A 20,004-nucleotide genomic window follows, 5' to 3' on the forward strand; every position below is an offset into this window, starting at 1 on the left:
GGTCCGGCCGCGCCGGCCTAGGACGATGGATTGAGCGCCCAGCAGGACACCTTGCGCTTCTTCAGTGCGCTGCAGGCTTCCCAGGCCTCCGACTTGGTCGCGAAGCCGGTGAAGCGGGCGCGGTAGAGGGTGCTGCCGTTGACGTCGACCCGCTCGGTGTAGATCTGGCGGTCGCCGAGGATCGAGCTGTTCTGGCGCTGGGCGTCGAGCAGCAGCGTCCGGGCGTTGCTTTCGCTTTCCGCCGCCGCGATCTGCACGTGCCAGCCGCTCGGCGCGGCCGCCGAAGGCGTGGGGGCGGCCGCGGTGGCGACGACGGACGAGGTGGCGTCCTCCGACAGGTCGACGCTGTCGGCCGAGCCGATGGCCGCGACCTGCTCGATCGGGTCGTTGGCCAGTTCCGCGGCGTTGACCGAGGCGGCATAGGCGGCGATCAGCTCCGGCGTCAGGCGCTGCGGCGTGTCCGGCGTCTCGGCGACGTAGACCGGCATCTCCGGACGCGAGGAGGGCACGGGCACGTCCTCGGGAGCGACGGCGGCCATCGCCGTACCGGCGTAGCCGCGCTTCGCCTTCGGGATGTAGGTGTTGATCAGGTCGGTCATGTGCTGGTCGCGGCTGCGGCCGGTGCGCCCGCCCATCACCACGGCGACGATGAACCGGCCGTCGCGCTTCACCGAGGCCACCAGGTTGAAGCCGGAGTCGTTGATGAAGCCGGTCTTGATGCCGTCGACGCCGTCGACCTTGCCGAGCAGCCGGTTGTGGTTGCGGTAGGACTGGCCGCGGTAGGTGAAGGAACGGGTGTTGAAATAGCTGTAGTAGACCGGGAAGTCGCGCTGCACGGCGAGGCCGAGGCGCGCCAGGTCGCGGGCCGTCGTGTACTGGGCGCGGTTCGGCAGGCCGGAGGCGTTGCGGAACACGGTGGAGCGCATCCCGAGCCGGCGGGCCGTGCTGGTCATCCGCTCGGCGAACTTTTCCTGGGAGCCACCGATCTTTTCGGAGATGGCCACAGCCACGTCGTTGGCCGACTTCGTCACCAGCGCGCGGATCGCATCACGGGTGCGGATCGTCTGGCCCGGCTTGAAACCGATCTTGGAGGGCACCTGCTTGGCCGCGAACGCCGACACCGGGATCGGCGTGTCCAGCGTCATCCGGCCGGCGCGCAGTTCCTCGAAGAGGATATAGAGCGTCATGATCTTGGTGACGGATGCGGGGTAGCGCTTTTCGTCCGCGTGGCTGGCAAACAGCGTCTCCCCGGTCGATCCGTCGACCACGATCGCCGCATATTTCGAATTGGCTTCGCCGCTGTGGGTGGAAACCGCGAGGGCCGTCGCGCTGATCAGCACGACCGCCGCCAGGCGGGCAAACCACTCTGCCCATCCCGCGTTCGCTGAAGCTCGCCCGGTGCTCATTGGAAAACCTTTACTCGCTACGCATGGTGCCGCCTCGTCCGGACCCTGCTCTGTGGCCGGCTTCCGGGCTGGTGACATTGCACCGTAGGGGGAAGCGGTTATCGGGGCGTAAACACGGTCTGAACTTTTTGCCCGATGAGGCGTTCGCGGGGCTGTCTTGACGGGCATTGTGCGACGCAGCACACTCGAGATTGTGATCCCGAACCTCCCTTCCTCCGCGCAGCAGCAGGTGTTCCCATGACCAATGGCCTCGAGCAGTTCCAGACGATCGGCAAGGAGGGTCTGGAGGCGGCGATGAAATCGCTCGGGGTGGCCCAGGAGGGGTGCCAGGCGATCACCGCGGAGCTGGCCGGCTATTCGCGCAAGAGCCTGGAGGACGGCTCGGCGGCGCTCGAAAAGATGATGGCGGCGCCCAGCGTCGAGAAGGCCGTCGAGACCCAGATCACCTACGCCAAGTCCGCCTATGAAGGCATGGTCGGCGAAATGACGCGGCTCGGCGAGCTTTACGCCGCCGTGGCGCAAGGTCTTTTCCAGACGGCCGGCGGCGTGACTGCCAAAATGTATGGAAAATAGAATTGTTCGGCTCGGTTGAGCTCTTTTGTTCTGTTCAACTTCCAAAGAGTCCGGCGCCGTGGCGCCGGGCTTTTTTATTTTCCGGGAGACGGGCCAAATAGTATGGCCGGTGCATTGCGCCGTCGAGTGAGCGGCTTACAATAGCCGCAACGGCCTCTTACATCTGTCAGTGAAAGGCACTGCAAAGGAGGCGCATCGGGACGGTCCCGCGGCCATCGCCGAAAGCCGAGACGGTCCCCGCGCCGGACTGAATCATCCGGGATGATCCGTCCTCGAACCTGTCGCGAGAGACGGCTCCCCATAGTGTGACTTCGACACGTTCCCCGCTGGACGCCATCATGTCCGGGCGGGTGGACCCCGAAACGGACGAGCCGACCGCTTGCTGGACCGAGTTATTGCTTGTCACCACGGACCGACCGCCATGCGGACCAGCCCGATTGTGATGACGAAATCCGACAAAGACGACGACCAGTCCGGTACGGTCGTCGTCACGCGCACGCGGCCGAAGACGAAGCGGCCGAGCATGTACCGTGTACTGCTGCTCAACGACGACTACACGCCGATGGAGTTTGTGGTGCACGTGCTGGAGAGCTTCTTTCAGAAGAGTCGCGACGAAGCGACCCAGGTCATGCTCCACGTCCATCATCATGGCGTGGGTGAATGTGGGGTCTACACGTACGAAGTCGCGGAAACCAAAGTGACCCAGGTCATGGATTTCGCGCGTAAGCACCAGCATCCTCTGCAGTGCGTCATGGAGAAGAAGTGAGGAACCCTCGTGCCATCATTCTCCCGTAGCCTTGAAAAGGCGCTGCACCAGGCGCTCGCCTTTGCCAATGAGCGTCACCAGGAATACGCCACCCTCGAGCACCTTCTGTTGGCGCTCGTCGACGATCAGGATTCCGCGGCCGTCATGCGGGCCTGCAACGTCGACCTCGAGAAACTGAGGCGCGATCTCGTCGAGTACGTCGATACGGAACTCGACAACCTCGTCACGGATTCCGGCGACGATTCCAAGCCGACCGCCGGCTTCCAGCGTGTCATTCAGCGCGCGGTCATCCACGTCCAGTCCTCCGGGCGCGACGAGGTGACCGGGGCGAACGTGCTCGTCGCGATCTTCGCCGAGCGCGAAAGCCATGCGGCGTTCTTCCTGCAGGAGCAGGACATGACCCGCTACGACGCGGTGAACTACATCTCGCACGGTATCGCCAAGCGGGCAGGCATGTCGGAATCGCGCTCGTCGCGCGGCGCCGACGACGACCAGGCGACCGTCGAGGGCGGCGAACGCGTCAAGCGCAAGACCGACGCGCTCGAGGCCTACTGCGTCAATCTCAACGAGAAGGCCTCGAAGGGTAAGATCGATCCGCTGATCGGTCGCGCCAACGAGATCCGCCGCACCATCCAGGTCCTTTGCCGGCGCCAGAAGAACAATCCGCTTCTGGTCGGCGACCCGGGCGTCGGCAAGACGGCGATCGCCGAAGGCCTCGCCAAGCGCATCGTCGACGACGACGTGCCGTCGGTGCTCGCCGACGCGACCATCTTCGCCCTCGACATGGGCTCGCTCCTCGCCGGCACCCGCTATCGCGGCGACTTCGAGGAACGGTTGAAGCAGGTCGTGAAGGAGATCGAGGAATATCCCGGCGCGATCATGTTCATCGACGAGATCCACACGGTGATCGGCGCCGGCGCCACCTCCGGCGGGGCGATGGACGCGTCGAACCTCCTGAAGCCGGCTCTGGCCTCGGGCTCGATCCGCTGCATCGGCTCCACCACCTACAAGGAGTACCGGCAGTTCTTCGAGAAGGACCGGGCCCTCGTCCGGCGCTTCCAGAAGATCGACGTCAGCGAGCCGTCGGTGCCCGACGCGATCGAGATCCTCAAGGGCCTCAAGCCCTACTTCGAGGAGTACCACTCGATCCGCTTCACCAACGACGCCATCAAGGCGGCGGTGGAGCTGTCGTCGCGCTACATCAACGACCGCAAGCTGCCGGACAAGGCGATCGACGTGATCGACGAGACCGGGGCGTCGCAGATGCTTTTGCCGGAAGCCCGCCGCCGCAAGACGATCGGCGTGAAGGAAATCGAGGCGACCATCGCCACGATGGCCCGCATCCCGCCGAAGTCGGTGTCGAAGGACGATGCGGAGACGCTGCGCAATCTCGACGAGAACCTGAAGCGCGTCGTCTACGGTCAGGACGCGGCGATCGACAAGCTGTCCTCGGCGATCAAGCTCGCCCGGGCCGGCCTGCGCGAGCCGAACAAGCCGATCGGCAACTACCTGTTCTCCGGCCCCACGGGCGTCGGCAAGACCGAGGTTGCCCGTCAGCTCGCCTCGACGCTGGGCGTCGAGCTCCTGCGCTTCGACATGTCGGAGTACATGGAGCGGCACACCGTCTCTCGGCTGATCGGCGCGCCTCCGGGCTATGTCGGCTTCGACCAGGGCGGTCTCCTGACCGACGGGATCGACCAGCATCCGCACTGCGTCCTGCTCCTCGACGAGATCGAGAAGGCGCATCCGGATCTGTTCAACATCCTTCTGCAGGTGATGGACCACGGCAAGCTGACCGATCACAACGGCAAGCAGATCGACTTCCGCAACGTCATCCTGATCATGACGACCAACGCGGGTGCCGCCGACATGGCCAAGGCGCCGATCGGCTTCAACCGCGCCAAGCGGGAAGGCGACGACACCGAGGCGATCAACAAGCTGTTCACGCCGGAGTTCCGCAACCGTCTGGACGCCATCATCCCGTTCGGCAGCCTGCCGGCGGAAGTGATCTACCAGGTCGTCACCAAGTTCGTTCTCGAGCTCGAGGCGCAGCTGGCCGATCGCAACGTCACCTTCGAGCTGTCCGACGCGGCCATCAAATGGCTCGCCGAGGAAGGCTACGACGAACGCATGGGCGCCCGCCCGCTCGGCCGGGTGATCCAGGAGCACATCAAGCGGCCGCTCGCCGACGAGGTGCTGTTCGGCAAGCTCATGAAGGGCGGCACGGTGAAGGTCGACGTCGAGGAGAAGGACGGCAAGAAGCAGCTGTCGCTCGAGACGATCGCCGACACCGTGGTGAAGCCGAAGCCGCCGGCCCGGCCGAAGAAGAAGCCGGCCGCGAAGAAGCCCTCGCGCTCGAGCGGCTCAGGCTCCGGCGGTTCGGGCGGCTCCGGTTCGTCCGGCCCGTCCGGCGGCGTGCCGGCGAAGCGTCCCTCCAAGGGCAGCCTCGTTCCCAAGGTGCCGCTGACCCAGTAGGCTCCGGCCCGCGCCTCCGCACCGGAGCGCCCCCGACACGATACACAGGCGCCGGCCCGCAGGGGTCGGCGCCTTTTTTCTGCGCGCTCTCCCGCCGTGCCGGGCCGATCGACGCCCGTCCGGTGGCGCCGCGGGCCGGCCGGCGCGCGCTGTGTCGCGTCCCGGCCTCTCGGCGCTTCGGTCGCCGCCGCAACTGTGCTACCCGCATGAGGTGCCGACCCTGCGTGTGAGTCTCTCGGTGATCGACCCTCCGTCCCCTTCCGCGTCTCCCTCCGCCATGCGCTGGTTCCTGAAGGGGGTCACCAAGCTGGTCTCGGTGCCGGCCGCCGTCCTGATGACGGCGCAGGTGGGCTTCGCGGCGCTTGCCCGCGACGCCGGCTTCAGCCTCGGCGAGACGGTGATGATCGCGATCTCGGTGTGGGCGCTGCCGGCCCAGGTCGTCTACGTCGGCTCGCTCAAGGCCGGCGCCGGCTGGTTCGCCACCATCCTCGCCGTGTCGCTCTCCTCCATGCGCTTCCTGCCCATGCTGATGGCGTGGACCCCGGTGGTGCGCGCCGAGCGCACGCGCCGGCGCTGGCTCTTCCTCATGTCCCACTTCGTGGCGGTGACGTCGTGGGTGTTCACCATGGCGGAGATGCCGTCGACGCCGCGCGCCAACCGGCTCGCCTACTTCACCGGCTTCGCGGTGGCGCTGGTGAGCGTCAACGTCGCCGCCGTGGCCATCGCCTATGTGGCGGTGGGCCACATGCCGGGCTGGCTGTCGGCGGCGCTGCTGCTGCTGACGCCGCTCTATTTCCTGCTGGCGCTGGCCGGCGCCGGGCGGGTCCGCGAGGATCACCTGGCGATGGGCTTCGGCCTCGTCCTCGGCCCGCTCCTGCACCACCTCGGCGTCGGCCTCGACCTTCTGTGGACCGGCCTCGTCGGCGGCACGCTCGCCTACGTCCTCGGCCGGTGGAAGAGGCGGCACCCATGACCGCGGCCGACAGCCTGACCCTGCCGGGCCTCGGGCCCTACCTCACCATCCTCGTGGCGGCTGCGCTGCCCACCCATGTGTGGCGGTGGCTCGGGGTGCTGTTTGCCGGCAAACTGTCGGAGGACTCCGAGGTCTTCCGATGGATCAAGGCGGTGGCGACCGCGCTGGTGTCCGGCCTGATCGCCCAGCTGATCCTGTTCCCCAGCGGCACGCTCGCCGAGGTCGCGGTGCCGGTGCGCATCGCCTGCGTCGTGCTCGGCATGGCGGTCTACTTCGCCACCCGCAAGAACCTGGCCCTCGGCATCCTCGCCTCCGAAGCCGCCCTCATCGCCGCCTGGTTCCTGCTCTGAGGCGGACGCGGTCCGCCGGCCGGCCGCACGGCAGCGCGGGTCGCGTGGTTGCACGTCCGCGTTGACTGCTCGCAATGAGTGTGTGACCTTCTGCTGGCACAACCAGTGGGGGTGGCCCGATGCTTCGCTTTCTATCTTCTTCACCAAGCTCTCTGGGGCCGACAGGCAGGCGACACCGCTGGCGCGAGGCAGCACGCGTCGGAGCCGTGATCGCCATCGTGACGACAGTCGCCGCGTGCGCGACGGCCAAGCCGAACTTCGACTTTGCGCGTACGACGCTGGGCTATCGGAACTCCGGCCTTTTCAACGAGGGTCGGGTCTTCTTCTGGGACACGACAACGAATGACCTGATCGATCTGAATGACAGCGTCGCGCTGCGGCATGAGGGCTCGGTCGGTCCGCAGAACCTCATGGCGAGCAACGTTCGCGGGTTTGATGTCGAGGTGCAGGGGATCCAGAGTGAATTGCTGACACAACGGGTCGAGGCGGACGTCAGAGCCTTTCTCGCCAACGAACTCTCGTTCGAGGTGAAGGACGCTGTCCGTAAGACCAACTCCAACGCACGCGCGGCGCTGGAGGGGAAGTATCGGGAAATCCAGCCGGATAACGGCTACCGCCGCTGGCGCGTTCGCGAACTGGCCAAGAATCCAGCGCGCTACAAGCTGGTCGTCATTACCGAGCCGGTCTATGCGTCCAGCGAGGTCATATCGGTGGCTGGCGAAGCCGGTGGGAGCGTCAATGCATCGATCCCGTCATTGGGGGGCGGCAAGATCGCCATCAACCTCAAGAATGCAACGGCAGCCAACTGCTCCGGCGTGAACGCGCTGTGCTTCTTCAACGTATTTGTTGCAGAAGGATCGTTGGTCGCGTCGAAGGGGGAAAAGGTGCTCGCCTTCCAGTCTGCCGGTCCGGTCTCCCAGGACAAGCTCACCCAGGCCTTCCGCAAGCTCATTTGACCCGGTTGCGGCGGTCCTGCCGCTCCGGCCCGCCACGGTCGGGGCAGGGGCGGCGCCGGCCGCCGCCCGCTTGCCGCTCAGCCCGCCGCGAGCGCGGCCTTCAGCTTTTCCGCCTGCGCGGTCAGCATGTCCTTGTCGGCCATCTCGCCGGTGTGGGGGCGCAGCGCCACGCCCTCGTAGCGCGGCAGGATGTGGACGTGGGTGTGGAACACCACCTGTCCGCCGGCCGGCTCGCAGAAGTGCTGCACGGTCACGCCGTCCGCCTGAAACGCCTGCTTGGCGGCGCGGGCGAGCCGCTGCGCGGTGGCCATCGTCGCGGTCAGGTCCTCCGGCGCGATGTCGAGGATGTTGCGCGAGGCGGCCTTCGGGATCACCAGGCAGTGGCCGTCCGAGCGCGGCATGATGTCCATGAAGGCGAATGTCCTGTCGTCCTCATAGACCTTCATCGCCGGCATCTCGCCGCGCAGGATCTTGGCGAAGACGTTCTGGTCGTCGTAGGGAACGGTGGTCATGTCGGCTCCGGTTCGCATGGGGTCCGCCCGACCCCGGATCAGGATGGCGCCGGCAAGAATCGGCGCCTGGCCATCAAACCCGATCGATCCCGGCATTCAAGGGCCGATGCTCGGTCCGCCCGCGTCAGCGCTGCTCGGAGGGATCGCCGCGCTTGTAGGGCGCGTGCTCGGCGAGGATGCCGCGCTCCACGTCCATGGCGTGGCGTTCGCGCTCCAGATACTCCGCGATCGCCCGGCGCAGGCCCGGGTGCAGGATGTAGTGGGCCGACCGCGTCACGTGCGGCTCGTAGCCGCGCGCCAGCTTGTGCTCGCCCTGGGCGCCCGCCTCGACGCGGGCGAGCCCGCGCGCCAGCGCGAAGTCGATCGCCTGGTAGTAGCAGATCTCGAAATGCAGGAACGGGTGGTCCTCGGTGCAGCCCCAGTAGCGGCCGTAGAGCGTGTCGGAGCCGATCAGGTTCAGGGCGCCTGCGATCGCCCGTCCGTCGCGCCGCGCCAGCACCAGCGCCACCCGGTCGGCCATCGTCGCGCCCAGCGCCGAGAAGAACGCGCGGTTCAGGTACGGCCGGCCCCATTTGCGCGCGCCGGTGTCCATGTAGAAGCCGTAGAAGGCGTCCCAGTGCGCCTCGGTGAGGTCCGCCCCGCTCGCCCATTCGATCTCCAGGCCGGCGGCCAGCGCGTCGCGGCGCTCGCGGCGGATCTGCTTGCGCTTGCGCGACGAAAGTGCTGCGAGAAACCCCTCGAAGTCGCCGTAGCCCCGGTCCTCCCAGTGAAACTGCACGTCGGTGCGCGGCAGGTAGCCGCGCGCCACCAGCGTCTCCCATTCCGGCTCCATGAGGAAGGTCACGTGCACCGACGAGGCGTCGGCCTGGTGGGCGAAGGCCGCCAGCCCGTCGGCCAGGTGCGTGCGCAGCGCCGCCTCGTCCGGGCCCGGCCGCACCAGCAGCCGCGGCCCGGTCGCCGGCGTGAACGGCACCGAGACCTGCAGCTTCGGATAGTAGGCGCCGCCGGCGCGCTCGAAGGCGTCGGCCCAGCCGTGGTCGAACACGTATTCGCCCTGGGAATGGACCTTGAGATAGCTCGGCGCCGCCGCCACCAGCTCGTCATCGGCGTCGCGGATCAGGAGCGGGCGCGGATACCAGCCGGCCTCCGGGCCGACGCAGCCGGTTTCCTCCAGCGCGCTCAGGAAGTCGTGGTCGACGAACGGATCGTAGGGGCGGGGCGGGGTCCCCTCCGCCACCAGCTCGCCCGCCGTCCGGCGCCAGCCCGGGTTGGCGAGGCGGTTCCATTCGTCGCGATCGACGGCCGATACGCCTTCGACGGCTTGCAGGACGAGGGCGGCGGGATCGGTCGGCTCGACGGACATGATGTCTCGATACTCGCGAGGCGGGCGGGCCGCCCGTCGCCGCCCGGGGGCAATTCCCCGGGTGGGCAAGGCAGGCTGCGGATACAGACCCCATAGGGTAGGCGATGCGGCGCCGGCCACAAGGGGCGGATCGGCGGCGCGGGGCCGGCCGTCCGCCGGCTCAGGCGCGGAAGCCCTCGAAAATGATCTGGTCGGCCACGCGTGCGGCCTTCTGCCGCTCCGTCTGGGAGCGCACGGTCCAGGTGAGCAGCGCCACGCCGAACAGGCGCCGGAGCAGGCTGGTCGACAGCGTCGGCAGGTCGTGGATGCGGTAGGCGACGAAGTCGGGCCGGGTGCGCGGGGCGTGCAGCAGGTGGGTCAGCGCGAACCGCTCCATCACCGACAGGCGCGGGAAATCGCGCACGTTGGAGCTGTCGCGCGCGACGATCCCGTGCGGCCGGTCGGGCATCAGGCCGCGGCTCGCCGCCACCATGTCCGGGTCGAACGACATGAGCGCCACCGGCCCGGCGTATCCCGCAAGCGCCTCCGCCGTGCGGCGGGGCAGTTCCGGGTCGCGGGCGCGCTGCCATTCGGTCTTCAGCTCCAGCACCAGCGGCGTGCGGCCGGCCACCGTCGCCAGCAGCGCGGCGAGCGTCGGGATCGCCTCGCTGGTACCGCGCAGGGTGACGGCGGCGAGCTCTTCGGCGGTGCGCGCGCGCAGCGGGCCGTCCGCGTTGGTCATCCGGTCCAGGGTGCCGTCGTGGAACACCATCGGCACGCCGTCGGCGGAAAGCTGCAGGTCCACCTCGATGGCGTAGCCGCCCTCGACCGCCGCGGTGGCGGCCGACAGGCTGTTCTCCACGGCGCCGGTGTCGGCGCCGTGCAGGCCGCGATGGGCGATCGGGCGGGCTGTCAGCCAGGGTGCGCCGGCCATGGTGCTCTGTCCCGGGGCCGCGGTGTTCCTTCCGCGCCTCAGGCGACCTCGAAGATCGCCTCGACCTCGACGGCGACGCCGAACGGCAGCGAGGCGACGCCCACGGCCGAGCGCGCGTGCTTGCCGCGATCGCCCATCGCCTCGACGAAGAAGTCGGAGGCGCCGTTGATCACCTTCGGCTGGTCGGTGAAATCGGCGGTGGAGTTCACGAAGCCGCCGACCTTCACCAGCCGCACGATCTTCTCCAGGTCGCCCAGCGCCGCCTTCGCCTGGGCGAGCACGTTGATGGCGCACAGCTTGGCCGCCGCCTGGCCCTCTTCCACGCCGTAGTCGGCGCCGAGCTTGGCCACGTGCTGCAGCCCGTCGGGGCCCATCGGGATCTGGCCGGAAATGAACAGCTGCGATCCGGAGCGCACCGCCGGCACGTAGTTGGCGGCGGGGGCGGCGGGCGTCGGCAGCGTGATGCCCAGGCCGGCGAGGCGGCTTTCGATGGTGTCGGCCATGACGATGTCCTTCTGTGGAATGCGGGCGTGCTGCCCCTTCATGTCGGATGTGTGCGGAGGCGGCAAGTGGGCGGCGCCGCGGATGGCCCTGCCTCGCGAAGGTCGTTATCCTCGTCCACGGTGCCGCCGTCGCCCCCGGCCGTCAGCCTCGGCCGTCCCTGTAGCTTTGCCGCGGACGAAGGGTCTTGCATCCGTCATGCGAGACCGTCCACTCTGCCGCCGCGTTGCCGCGCCGGCGACGGCCCAAGATCGGAATGCGAGGATCCCCATGCGTCTCATGGTTGCCGCCGTGGCATCCGCCCTGCTTCTGCCGCCGCTCTTCTGCCCGGCTCAGGCGGCGGCGGACGACGTGGATCCCGCCGGCATCGCGAAGGGGCTGCTGCCGCACCGCGCGGTCTACGACATCAGCCTCGACGATGCCTCCTCGTCGTCCAACATCTCCGGCGTCTCCGGCCGGCTGGTGTTCGAGGTGACGGGCTCGTCCTGCGAGGGCTTCACCGTCAACAGCCGCTTCGTCACCGAGGTCAACGACCAGGACGGCGCCCAGCGCGTCACCGACCTGCGGTCCAGCACCTACGAGAACGCCGACGCCGACAGCTTCCAGTTCCTCAGCCGCACCTTCACCGACCAGCGGCTCCAGGAAGAGGCCAAGGGCTCGGCCCGCCGCGCCGACGACGCGGTGGTGGTCGACCTGACCCAGCCGCAGGAAACCAAGCTGCGGTTCGATGCCGACGTGATGTTCCCGACCCAGCACCTGATCCACCTGATCGCATCGGCCGAGGCGGACCAGCGGGTGGTCCAGGCGGACCTCTACGACGGCTCGGATGCCGGTGCGACGATCTACACCACCACCGCGATCCTCGGGGCGGTGTCCGACGAGCCGGTCGGCGACGATGCGGACTCCACGCTCGCCGATGCGGTCGGCACCACCCGCCACTGGCCGGTGAGCCTCTCCTATTTCGATCTGTCGAAGGGCCAGGTGGGCGAGCTCACGCCGATCTACACCCTGCGCTTCCAGCTCTTCGAAAACGGCGTCAGCCGGGACCTGCGCCTCGACTACGGCAGCTTCACCCTGTCCGGAAAGCTCGTCGAACTCGACCGCCTCCCCCGCTCCACCTGCAAGTAGGGGCGGGGTCGGCAACGCCGTCCGCCCTACCGTCGCGGCTTGCCGCCGTCGGGGCGGAATGTGAGGCCGAGCTCCACCGTCCGGTCGCCGAACTTGCCGCGCAGCCGGTCGATGGCGAGCTCCGCCTGGGCGCGCTTGGCGCGCTGGGGCTCCAGGAGGTCGGTCGGATCGGCGTTGATCACCGGCTCCAGCTCCGACACGCCGATGCCGATCAGCCGGAAGCTGCGGCCGTCGATCTCCCGGGCGAGCAGGTCGGCGCCGGTGGAGAAGATGCGGTCGGCGAGCCGCGTCGCGTCGGGAAGCTGGCGCGCCCGCGTCGTCAGCTTGAACTCCCGCGTCTTCAGCTTCAGCGTGACGGTCCGCCCGGCGATCTCCTGCGCCTTCAGCCGCGCCGACACCTTCTCCGACAGCCGCCGCAGGATCGGCAGCAGCGTCGCCGCGTCGGCAATGTCGGTGTCGAAGGTGGTTTCGGCGCTGACGCTCTTGCGGCCGTCCGAGGGGTCGACGCGGCGCGGGTCTATGCCGTTGGCGAGCCGGCCCAGCCGCTGCCCCTGGGCGCCGAGGCGGCGCATCAGCGTCTCCTCCGAGGCCGCCTGCAGGTCGCGCACCAGCCGGAAGCCGGCGGCGCGCAGCGTCCGCTCCAGCGCCGGGCCGACGCCCGGCAGCTTCGACACCGGCTCCTCGGCCAGCCGCTCCACCGCTTCGGCCTGGTCGATCACCACGAAGCCGCGCGGCTTGTCGAAGTCGGAGGCGTACTTCGCCAGGAACCGGTTCGCCGACAGGCCGACGGAGATGGTGATGCCCACCTGCCGCTCGACGCGGCTCGCGAACTTCGCCAGCGTCACGGCCGGGCTCGCCCCGTGCAGCAGCTCGGTGCCGGCGAGGTCCAGGAACGCCTCGTCGATGGAGATCGGCTGCACCAGCGGCGTCAGCTCGTCCATCAGCGCGCGGATCTCGCGGGCGACGGCGGCGTATTTCGCCATGTTCGGCTTGATGACGACGGCGTCGGGGCAGGCCTCCAGCGCCTTGAACATGGGCATCGCCGAGCGCACGCCGGAGATCCGGGCGATGTAGCAGGCGGTGGAGACGACGCCGCGCTTGCCGCCGCCGATGATCAGCGGCTTGTCGGCGAGCGACGGGTCGTCGCGCTTCTCCACCGAGGCGTAGAAGGCGTCGCAGTCGACGTGGGCGATGGCGAGCTCCGTCAGCGAGCGGTGCTGCACCAGCCGCGGGCTGCCGCAGGCGGGACAGCGCGTGCGGCGGGCGGCGCCGTCCTCGAAGCTGGTGTGGCAATCGCGGCAGAGACCGGGCATGCCCGTGCGATCCGTGGTCAGGGTGGGTGCGGGACGGGCCCGGCGCGGCATCGCCTGCGCATCAGGTTCACATCCGGCGTGCGAAGACTATCATGCGCCGGTTCGCGGTCGATTCGAAGACCCATGCGGCGGGCTGCACAGGGCAGCCGTCCGGGCCGCGCATTCCGGGGGATGCATGCCGAAACGGGTTCTGATCGTGGAGGACAACGAGCTCAACATGAAGCTCTTCCACGACCTGTTGGAGGCGTCCGGCTACGACGTCGTGGAGAGCCGCAACGGCACCACGGCGATCACGCTCGCCCGGTCCGAGCGCCCCGACCTGATCATCATGGACATCCAGCTCCCCGAGGTCTCCGGCCTCGACGTCACCCGCCAGATCAAGGCCGACGACGATCTGAAGGCGATCCCCATCGTCGCCGTCACCGCCTTCGCCATGAAGGGCGACGAGGAACGCATCCGCCAGGGCGGCTGCGAGGCCTATCTGTCGAAGCCCATCTCCGTCGACAAGTTCCTGGAAACGGTCCGCACGTTCATCGGCGAGGCCTGATTTCTTTTCCCCTCGCGCCGAGTGCGCGATGCGAACCGGCTCCGGGGGGCGGCCTGAGTCCGGTCCGCTCACGCGAGCTCGCTTCGCTCGCCGCTCACGCGGGCGCGGCCTGACCGGCCGGCGCGCGGTCGCGCGCTGGTGGGTGCGGGCGGCGAGAACGGAGGCGGGTTTTCTCCGCGGCTGCCCCAAACTCCGCTCATCCCCGCGAAAGCGGGGATCCATTAGGGCGCGTCGGCAAGCTCAGGCCGGATGATGGGGAATCGAGCCCCACCCCAACCTCCGCTCATCCCCGCGAAGGCGGGGATCCAGGGCGGCGGGCCGCAGGCTCTCCGCGCGCCATGTGATCCGGCAAAGTCTGATACAGCGGCTGAAATCCCCGGGCGTCCTATCCGGAGCCGCTAGACCCCGAAGGTGACGCTGCCGTCGGCGCCGATGGTCCAGGCGGGGTTGAAGGCGATCTCCCAGGCGTGGCCGTCGGGGTCGGCGACATAGCCCCGGAGCCCGCCGTGGGGCGGCGCCTCGGCGTTGCGCAGGATCGTGCCGCCCGCCGCCGCCAGCCGGTCGAGCGCCGGCTGGACGTCGGCGGCGGCCGCCACGTTGTGGGCGAGCGCGAAGGCGCCCGGCCCCTCGGCGGGCGGCCGGTTGCTGTCCTCGGCCAGCGCCTCGCGCCGCCACAGGCCGAGCACGAAGCCGTTCATCTGGAAGAACACGATCTCGCCGGCGATCTCGAACACCGGCGTCCAGCCAAACCCCTCCGCATAGAACCGCCGCGACCGCTCGGGGTCGGCAACGCCGAGGGTGAGGACGGCCATCTGCTGCTGCATGGGGATCCCTCCGGACAACGCAAAAAGCGCCGGACGGCATAGCCGTTCGGCGCTCTGGAGCCTGGACCCCGTCCGGTGAAACCACCTTGGTCGACGGAAGACGGCTACGGATCAGATCGGTCGGGCAGGGCCCTGTCCAGCGGACCAGGCGGTCCGGACGGGGCTTGCCCTCAGCGCGGCGAGAGGTGCCGGGCTATTTGATCTTCGCTTCGCGGAACTCGACGTGCTTGCGCACCTTCGGGTCGTACTTCGTCTTCACCATCTTCTCGGTCATGGTCCGGGAATTCTTCTTGGCGACGTAGAAGTAGCCGGTGTCGGCGGTCGACACGAGGCGGATCTTGATGGTGGTAGCCTTGGCCATGTCGGCAGTCCCTGGCGCTGGAGCATTCCCGGTGAAGCGGAAGCCGCTTCGCGTGCGCGAAAATGCGAGTGATGAAACGGTCGGTCGGCGCGCCGTTTCGGCCTGATCGCGCGCGGTCTGTGCGCAATCGGTCCGATCGGACGACGTCGGTCACGTGGATCGCGCGTGGCCCCGGCCGCCGATGGGCTCCGTGGGTGCGGAAATCGTGAAGCGCGAAACCTAGTCACCGCGGCGGCAAAGTCAAGCGGCGTTCGCGCGCGGCCCGCTTCAGGCGGCGCGCGCCTGCGCGATGCGCACCGCCGCCAGCACCGCGTAGGCGGCGAAGAAGCCGGCGACGGCGACCGGCAGCCCGTTCGGCGGCCACAGGTCCAGGCTGATGCCGATGAGCGCCGGGCCGACCAGCATGCCGGCCGCGTACATCATCACGAAGGCGGAGTTGGCGGCGGCGAGGTCGGTGCCGGAGAAGCGGGCGCCGAGATGCGTGAGCCCGACGGTGTAGAGCCCGCCGGTCATCCCGCCCCAGACGAACAGCAGCGCCAGCAGCGCCGTCAGGTCGCCGGCGGCGAGCGGCATGGCGAGCGCCCCGGCGACGCCCACCAGCGCGCAGACGAGCAGCAGCACCCGCCGGTCGACCCGGTCGGCCATGAGGCCGAGCGGGATCTGCGTGACGACGTTGCCGAGCGCCATCGCCGAGACCAGCAGCGCCGCCTCGCGCGGCGTGAAGCCGAGTTCCAGCCCGTACACCGGCAGGAGCGCCAGCCCGCCCGCCTCCACCGCGCCGAACGCCATCACCGCGAAGACGGCAGCCGGCGCCACCATCAGGAAGGTGACGACGTTGGTCTTCGGCCGGGCGAGCCCGCTCGGCGCCTTGTTGCGGGCGACCGCCATCGGCACCAGCGCCAGCAGGAAGATCCCCGTGCCGATCAGGAACGGCGTGGCGCCCGCGGTGCCGACCAGCCCGAGGATGGCGGGGCCTGCGGCGAAGCCCAGCGACAGCATCGTCGCGTAGATGCCGATGGCGAGCCCGCGCTTGCCGTCGGGTGCCAGCGCGTTGATCCAGAATTCGCCGACGGCGAACGTCGTCGTCGCCGCCGCGTAGAACAGGAAGCGCAGCGGAAACCACGCCCACAGCGCATCGATCAGGTGGAAGAACGGGAAGGTGGCCGCCATCACCGCCAGCGCCGTCATGGCGACGCGGGCGGTGCCGAGCCGGCTCACCGCCGCCGGAACGGCCAGCGGCACCAGCATCGAGGCGATGCCGCCCACCGCCGAGTTGAGGCCGATCATCGCGGTGGAGACGCCGCGCGCCTCCAGCACCAGCGACAGCAGCGGCATGCCGAGGCTGATCGACAGCCCGACCGCCGTCATCGAGGCGATGGCCGCGCCGATGGCGCGCCAGTCGCCCGCGCCGGGCTGTGGGGAGGCGGTGTGCATGGTCTAGCCCGCGGCGGCGGGTGAGCGGACGCAGCGAGCGGTCATCCCGCTCAGACCGTTTCGCGCACGAAGCCGCGGCCGCGCCAGTGGTAGAACGACACCGGCGCCGCCTCGCGCAGGTCCGGATCGCCCTCCAGCCGCAGCAGCAGCTCGTCGATCACCGTCTTGGTGACGGTCGGCATGTCCAGGTGCGCGACGTCGCGCAGCGGCACCCACTGGATGTCCTCCAGCTCGCCGGACGGGCCGGTGTTGCCGGGCAGGCGGTCGGCGATGTGGCTGGCGGAGACGGCGAAGAAGCGGGTGTCGAAGCGCCGCGGCCGGCGCGGCGGCGTGATGGCGCGCGCCAGCAGGCGGAACGGCGCCAGGTCCGGCAGCAGCGAGCGTTCGGCGAACGCCGCCCAGTCCGCGCCCACCGGCCTGACGGCGCTCTTCGCGCCGATCAGGATGCCGACTTCCTCGTAGGTCTCGCGGATGGCGGTGACGGCGAGCGCCCGGGCGCGGGCGGCCGACTTCGGCGCCCGCATCTTCGCCATGACGCGCATCCGCGTCGCCTCTTCGTAGTCGGAGGCGACGGGCACCCGGGAATCGCCCGGATCGACGCGCCCGCCGGGAAACACGAACTTGCCGGGCATGAACACGTGCGCCTTGTGGCGCTTGCCCATCAGCACGTGCACGTCCTTGCCCCGGCGGTCGAGGATCAGCAGCGTCGCCGCGTCCTTCGGCCGTCGGTTCGGATAGGTGGTGTCCCGTTCCGCCTGGGTCAGGCGGACGGCGAAGTCGTTCACTGGCGCGCCTCGAGGGCGGGATCGGGGATCGGCCCCTCCGGCGGCGCGTTCGGATCGAAGCCGTGCATGTAGAGCGCCCACTGGTAGCCCACCAGCGCCCCCTTGATGGGGCGCAGCAGCGCCAGGCTGGAGATCAGCGTCAGCGGTCCCCACAGGATCGCGTGCACCCAGAACGGCGGGTGATAGGCGATCTCCACAGCCAGCACGAGGCTGACGATGATGTGGCCGACGATCACGATGGTGAAGTAGGGCGGCGCGTCGTCGGCGCGGTGGTGGTGCAGTTCCTCGCCGCAGTGCGGGCACGCGTGCCGGACCGTCAGGTAGCCCTCGAACATCGAGCCGACGCCGCAGGCCGGGCACTTCGCCTTGGCGCCGCGCAGGATGGCGGGCCAGATCTCGCGGGCCGGCAGTCCGTCGGAGCGGCCGCCGTAGGTCGCCGGTGTCGAAGGATTCGTCATGGGGTACGCGCCTTTCGTCGGCCCTTGCTGGCGGCGGGCCGCTTGCGCCCGCCCGAGGTAGCGGGCTTCTTCTGCGGCCGGGGCTTCGACCCTTGATACCGGCCTTCGCGCAGAAGCTCAAACCGAAGCGCACCCGCAAAGGGTGCTGCTTCAACGAGCCGCACGTCGACGCGGTCGCCCAGCCGGTAGCGCACCTTGGTGCGGCTGCCGACGAGGGCGCGGGCCGCCTCCTCGAAGCGGAAGTAGTCCTCGCCGATGGTGGAGATGGGGATGAACCCGTCGGCGCCCGAATCGTCGAGGGCGACGAACAGGCCGGACCGCGTCACGCCGACGATCCGTCCGGAGAAGTTGGCGCCCACGTGGTCGACCAGCCACAGGGCGATCAGCCGGTCGATGGTTTCCCGCTCGGCCGCCATCGCGCGCCGCTCGGCCACCGAGATCTCGCCGGCCAGCACGTCCAGCCCGGCCGCCTGCTCGTCGGTGAGCCCGTCGGAGCCCAGCTTCGCCGCCCGGATCAGCGCCCGGTGCACGACCAGGTCCGCGTAGCGCCGGATCGGCGAGGTGAAGTGGGCGTAGCGCTTCAGGTTCAGCCCGAAGTGGCCGATGTTGTGGGGGGAGTATTCCGCCTGCGCCTGGCTGCGCAGCACCACCTCGTTGACCAGGTGGACGTTCTCGCTGCCGCGCACCTTGTGCAGCACGCCGTTGAACTGCGACGGCCTCAGGTTGCCGGTCTTCGGGAAGCTCATCTGGATCGTCGAGAGGAACTCGCGCAGGCCGGTCAGCTTCTCCTGGCTCGGGCTGTCGTGGATCCGGTAGAGGATCGTCAGGCCGGCCTTCTCGCAGGTCTCCGCCGCGCAGACGTTCGCCTGGATCATGAACTCCTCGATCAGCTTGTGGGCGTCGAGGCGGTCCGGCGTGATGACGCGGTCCACCGTGCCGTCGGGCTTCAGGAGGATCTTCCGTTCCGGCAGGTCGAGGTCCAGCGGCTCGCGCGCATCGCGCCCGGCCGACAGGATCTCGTAGGCCGACCACAGCGGCTTCAGGATCGGCTCCACCAGCGGCGCGGTCTTGTCGTTCGGCATGCCGTCGATGGCGGCCTGGGCTTCCTGGTAGGAGAGCTTCGCCGCCGAGCGCATCATCACCCGGTGGAAGCTGTGGCCGCGCTTGCGGCCCGCCTTGTCGAAGACCATCCGCACCGCCATCGCCGGGCGGTCTTCGCCCTCGCGCAGCGAGCACAGGTCCGTCGACAGCCGCTCGGGCAGCATCGGCACCACGTGGTCGGGGAAGTAGACCGAGTTGCCGCGCTTCTCCGCCTCCATGTCGAGGGGAGAGCCGGCGCGCACGTACAGCGCCACGTCGGCGATCGCCACGGTGGCGATCACGCCGCCCTTGTTGTTCGGGTCGGGGTCCGGCTCGGCGTGGACGGCGTCGTCGTGGTCCTTGGCGTCGGCCGGATCGATGGTGATCAGCGGCAGCTCGCGCCAGTCCTCGCGACCGGCGAGCGAGGTCACCGCCTTGGTCTTTTCCGCCGCGTTCAGCACCGCCTTGGGGAAGACGTGCGGGATGCCGTGGGAATGGATGGCGATCATCGAGATCGCGCGCTCGGAGCTCATTGAGCCGATGCGGGCGACCACCCGAGCGGTCGCCGGTCCGTAGCGGCCGGCGCGCTTCACCTCGACCTCGACCAGCTCGCCGTCCTGGGCGTCGCCCATGTCGTCGGGGTCGAGCAGCAGCTGCTCGCGCTGCTTCTTGTCGATGGGCGAGAGGCGGCCGCCGCGGCCGGTCTCGTGCAGCACGCCGAGAATGCGCGCCGGCTTGCGGTCGATCACCTTGATGATCTTCGCCGTCTGCACGGGCGCGTCGTCGGTGGCTTCGCTGATGCGGGCGAGTACCCGGTCGCCGACGCCGGGCGCCGGTCCGGGCCGTCCGCGGCCCTTGCGCTCGGTAAGCACGACGACCTTGGGCGCCGGGCCGTATTCCTCTTCTTCCCATTCGGTCGGCTCGCCGATGAGCTCGCCGTCCTTGGATTTTCCGGAAAGGTAGAGGACCGTGACGCTGGGCAGCGTGCCGGGCCGTTCGAGGCGCCGTCCGCGGCGCTCCACGAGGCCGTCTTCGGACAGCTCGCGCAAAAGCTTCTTCAGCCCGATGCGCCGGTCGCCGGTGATGTTGAAGGCCCGCGCGATCTCGCGCTTGCCGGTTGCGCCGGGATTCTCGGCGATGAATTTGAGAATGGCCTCGCGAGAGGGCAGTTCGTTCGTTTCGATTGTTTTCTTTACTCGGGCCAACTGGGCCTCGTCTCTAGATCACGGCGCGCCGGGTCCGAATGGACGGGAAGGCGCGGCGACGTGATCGTTCCTGTGGCGCCG

20 protein-coding genes are annotated in these 20,004 nt (G+C 69.2%); 8 read left to right on the forward strand and 12 right to left on the reverse strand.

Translation table 11 applies throughout. The features are described 5' to 3' along the window. Positions 1-17 precede the first annotated feature (17 nt). Positions 18-1,406: a D-alanyl-D-alanine carboxypeptidase gene (locus AB7M35_RS15190; RefSeq protein WP_453961197.1), complete on the reverse strand. Its 1,389-nt coding sequence runs from the start codon at positions 1,404-1,406 to the stop codon at positions 18-20. Positions 1,407-1,643: 237 nt separating this feature from the next. Between AB7M35_RS15190 and AB7M35_RS15195 the strand changes: the two genes are divergently transcribed. From AB7M35_RS15195 to AB7M35_RS15220, 6 genes are all read left to right on the forward strand, one after another. Further along, on the forward strand, positions 1,644-1,979 hold the full coding sequence (locus AB7M35_RS15195) for a phasin family protein (protein WP_453961199.1): 336 nt from the start codon (positions 1,644-1,646) through the stop codon (positions 1,977-1,979). A 421-nt stretch (positions 1,980-2,400) separates the two neighbouring features. After that, positions 2,401-2,745, forward strand: coding sequence for an ATP-dependent Clp protease adapter ClpS (gene clpS / locus AB7M35_RS15200; protein ID WP_453961200.1), 345 nt, complete (start codon positions 2,401-2,403; stop codon positions 2,743-2,745). Between the two features lie 9 nt (positions 2,746-2,754). Then, on the forward strand, positions 2,755-5,220 hold the full coding sequence (gene clpA / locus AB7M35_RS15205) for an ATP-dependent Clp protease ATP-binding subunit ClpA (protein WP_453961202.1): 2,466 nt from the start codon (positions 2,755-2,757) through the stop codon (positions 5,218-5,220). A gap of 238 nt (positions 5,221-5,458) precedes the next feature. Further along, a complete protein-coding gene (locus AB7M35_RS15210) occupies positions 5,459-6,193 on the forward strand; it encodes an AzlC family ABC transporter permease (protein ID WP_453961203.1) in 735 nt (244 codons plus the stop codon). Continuing rightward, positions 6,190-6,543 (forward strand): AzlD domain-containing protein, encoded by a 354-nt coding sequence (locus AB7M35_RS15215; RefSeq protein WP_453961204.1) that lies wholly within the window; start codon positions 6,190-6,192, stop codon positions 6,541-6,543. Before AB7M35_RS15210 ends, AB7M35_RS15215 begins: the two co-directional genes overlap by 4 nt. Before the next feature lie 206 nt (positions 6,544-6,749). Then, on the forward strand, positions 6,750-7,499 hold the full coding sequence (locus AB7M35_RS15220) for a hypothetical protein (RefSeq protein ID WP_453961206.1): 750 nt from the start codon (positions 6,750-6,752) through the stop codon (positions 7,497-7,499). A gap of 77 nt (positions 7,500-7,576) precedes the next feature. Here the strand turns inward: AB7M35_RS15220 and AB7M35_RS15225 are convergent, their stop codons facing one another. From AB7M35_RS15225 to AB7M35_RS15240, 4 genes are all read right to left on the reverse strand, one after another. After that, positions 7,577-8,011, reverse strand: coding sequence for an HIT family protein (locus AB7M35_RS15225; protein ID WP_453961208.1), 435 nt, complete (start codon positions 8,009-8,011; stop codon positions 7,577-7,579). A gap of 124 nt (positions 8,012-8,135) precedes the next feature. Then, on the reverse strand, positions 8,136-9,374 hold the full coding sequence (locus AB7M35_RS15230) for a GNAT family N-acetyltransferase (protein WP_453961209.1): 1,239 nt from the start codon (positions 9,372-9,374) through the stop codon (positions 8,136-8,138). 160 nt (positions 9,375-9,534) lie between these two features. Continuing rightward, positions 9,535-10,287: a glycerophosphodiester phosphodiesterase family protein gene (locus tag AB7M35_RS15235; protein WP_453961210.1), complete on the reverse strand. Its 753-nt coding sequence runs from the start codon at positions 10,285-10,287 to the stop codon at positions 9,535-9,537. A gap of 38 nt (positions 10,288-10,325) precedes the next feature. Further along, on the reverse strand, positions 10,326-10,790 hold the full coding sequence (locus AB7M35_RS15240) for a RidA family protein (RefSeq protein ID WP_453961211.1): 465 nt from the start codon (positions 10,788-10,790) through the stop codon (positions 10,326-10,328). Positions 10,791-11,058: 268 nt separating this feature from the next. Here AB7M35_RS15240 and AB7M35_RS15245 point away from each other — a divergent pair, with 268 nt between their 5' ends. Beyond that, on the forward strand, positions 11,059-11,916 hold the full coding sequence (locus tag AB7M35_RS15245; RefSeq protein ID WP_453961212.1) for a cell envelope integrity EipB family protein: 858 nt from the start codon (positions 11,059-11,061) through the stop codon (positions 11,914-11,916). A 26-nt stretch (positions 11,917-11,942) separates the two neighbouring features. Here the strand turns inward: AB7M35_RS15245 and AB7M35_RS15250 are convergent, their stop codons facing one another. Continuing rightward, entirely contained in the window at positions 11,943-13,229 is a 1,287-nt protein-coding gene (locus AB7M35_RS15250; RefSeq protein ID WP_453961213.1) for a DNA polymerase IV, read from the reverse strand. Between the two features lie 175 nt (positions 13,230-13,404). Here AB7M35_RS15250 and AB7M35_RS15255 point away from each other — a divergent pair, with 175 nt between their 5' ends. Continuing rightward, positions 13,405-13,776, forward strand: coding sequence for a response regulator (locus AB7M35_RS15255; RefSeq protein WP_453961214.1), 372 nt, complete (start codon positions 13,405-13,407; stop codon positions 13,774-13,776). Between the two features lie 398 nt (positions 13,777-14,174). On the opposite strand, the gene AB7M35_RS15260 is transcribed toward AB7M35_RS15255, so the two are convergent. From AB7M35_RS15260 to rnr, 6 genes are all read right to left on the reverse strand, one after another. Next, positions 14,175-14,600, reverse strand: a complete 426-nt coding sequence (locus AB7M35_RS15260; protein ID WP_453961215.1) for a VOC family protein — start codon at positions 14,598-14,600, stop codon at positions 14,175-14,177. A gap of 193 nt (positions 14,601-14,793) precedes the next feature. Next, positions 14,794-14,961: a 50S ribosomal protein L33 gene (gene rpmG, locus AB7M35_RS15265; RefSeq protein WP_453961216.1), complete on the reverse strand. Its 168-nt coding sequence runs from the start codon at positions 14,959-14,961 to the stop codon at positions 14,794-14,796. Positions 14,962-15,228: 267 nt separating this feature from the next. Next, positions 15,229-16,395, reverse strand: coding sequence for an MFS transporter (locus AB7M35_RS15270; RefSeq protein WP_453961217.1), 1,167 nt, complete (start codon positions 16,393-16,395; stop codon positions 15,229-15,231). A 50-nt stretch (positions 16,396-16,445) separates the two neighbouring features. Beyond that, the gene (locus AB7M35_RS15275) at positions 16,446-17,180 is read right to left on the reverse strand and encodes an NUDIX hydrolase (RefSeq protein ID WP_453961218.1); all 735 of its coding nucleotides are present in this window, start codon (positions 17,178-17,180) and stop codon (positions 16,446-16,448) included. After that, positions 17,177-17,638 (reverse strand): DUF983 domain-containing protein, encoded by a 462-nt coding sequence (locus AB7M35_RS15280; RefSeq protein WP_453961219.1) that lies wholly within the window; start codon positions 17,636-17,638, stop codon positions 17,177-17,179. The genes AB7M35_RS15275 and AB7M35_RS15280 overlap by 4 nt, the downstream gene beginning before the upstream one ends. Next, positions 17,635-19,923 (reverse strand): ribonuclease R, encoded by a 2,289-nt coding sequence (gene rnr, locus AB7M35_RS15285; protein WP_453961220.1) that lies wholly within the window; start codon positions 19,921-19,923, stop codon positions 17,635-17,637. Before rnr ends, AB7M35_RS15280 begins: the two co-directional genes overlap by 4 nt. Positions 19,924-20,004: the final 81 nt, after the last annotated feature.

Source organism: Amorphus suaedae, assembly GCF_053629675.1.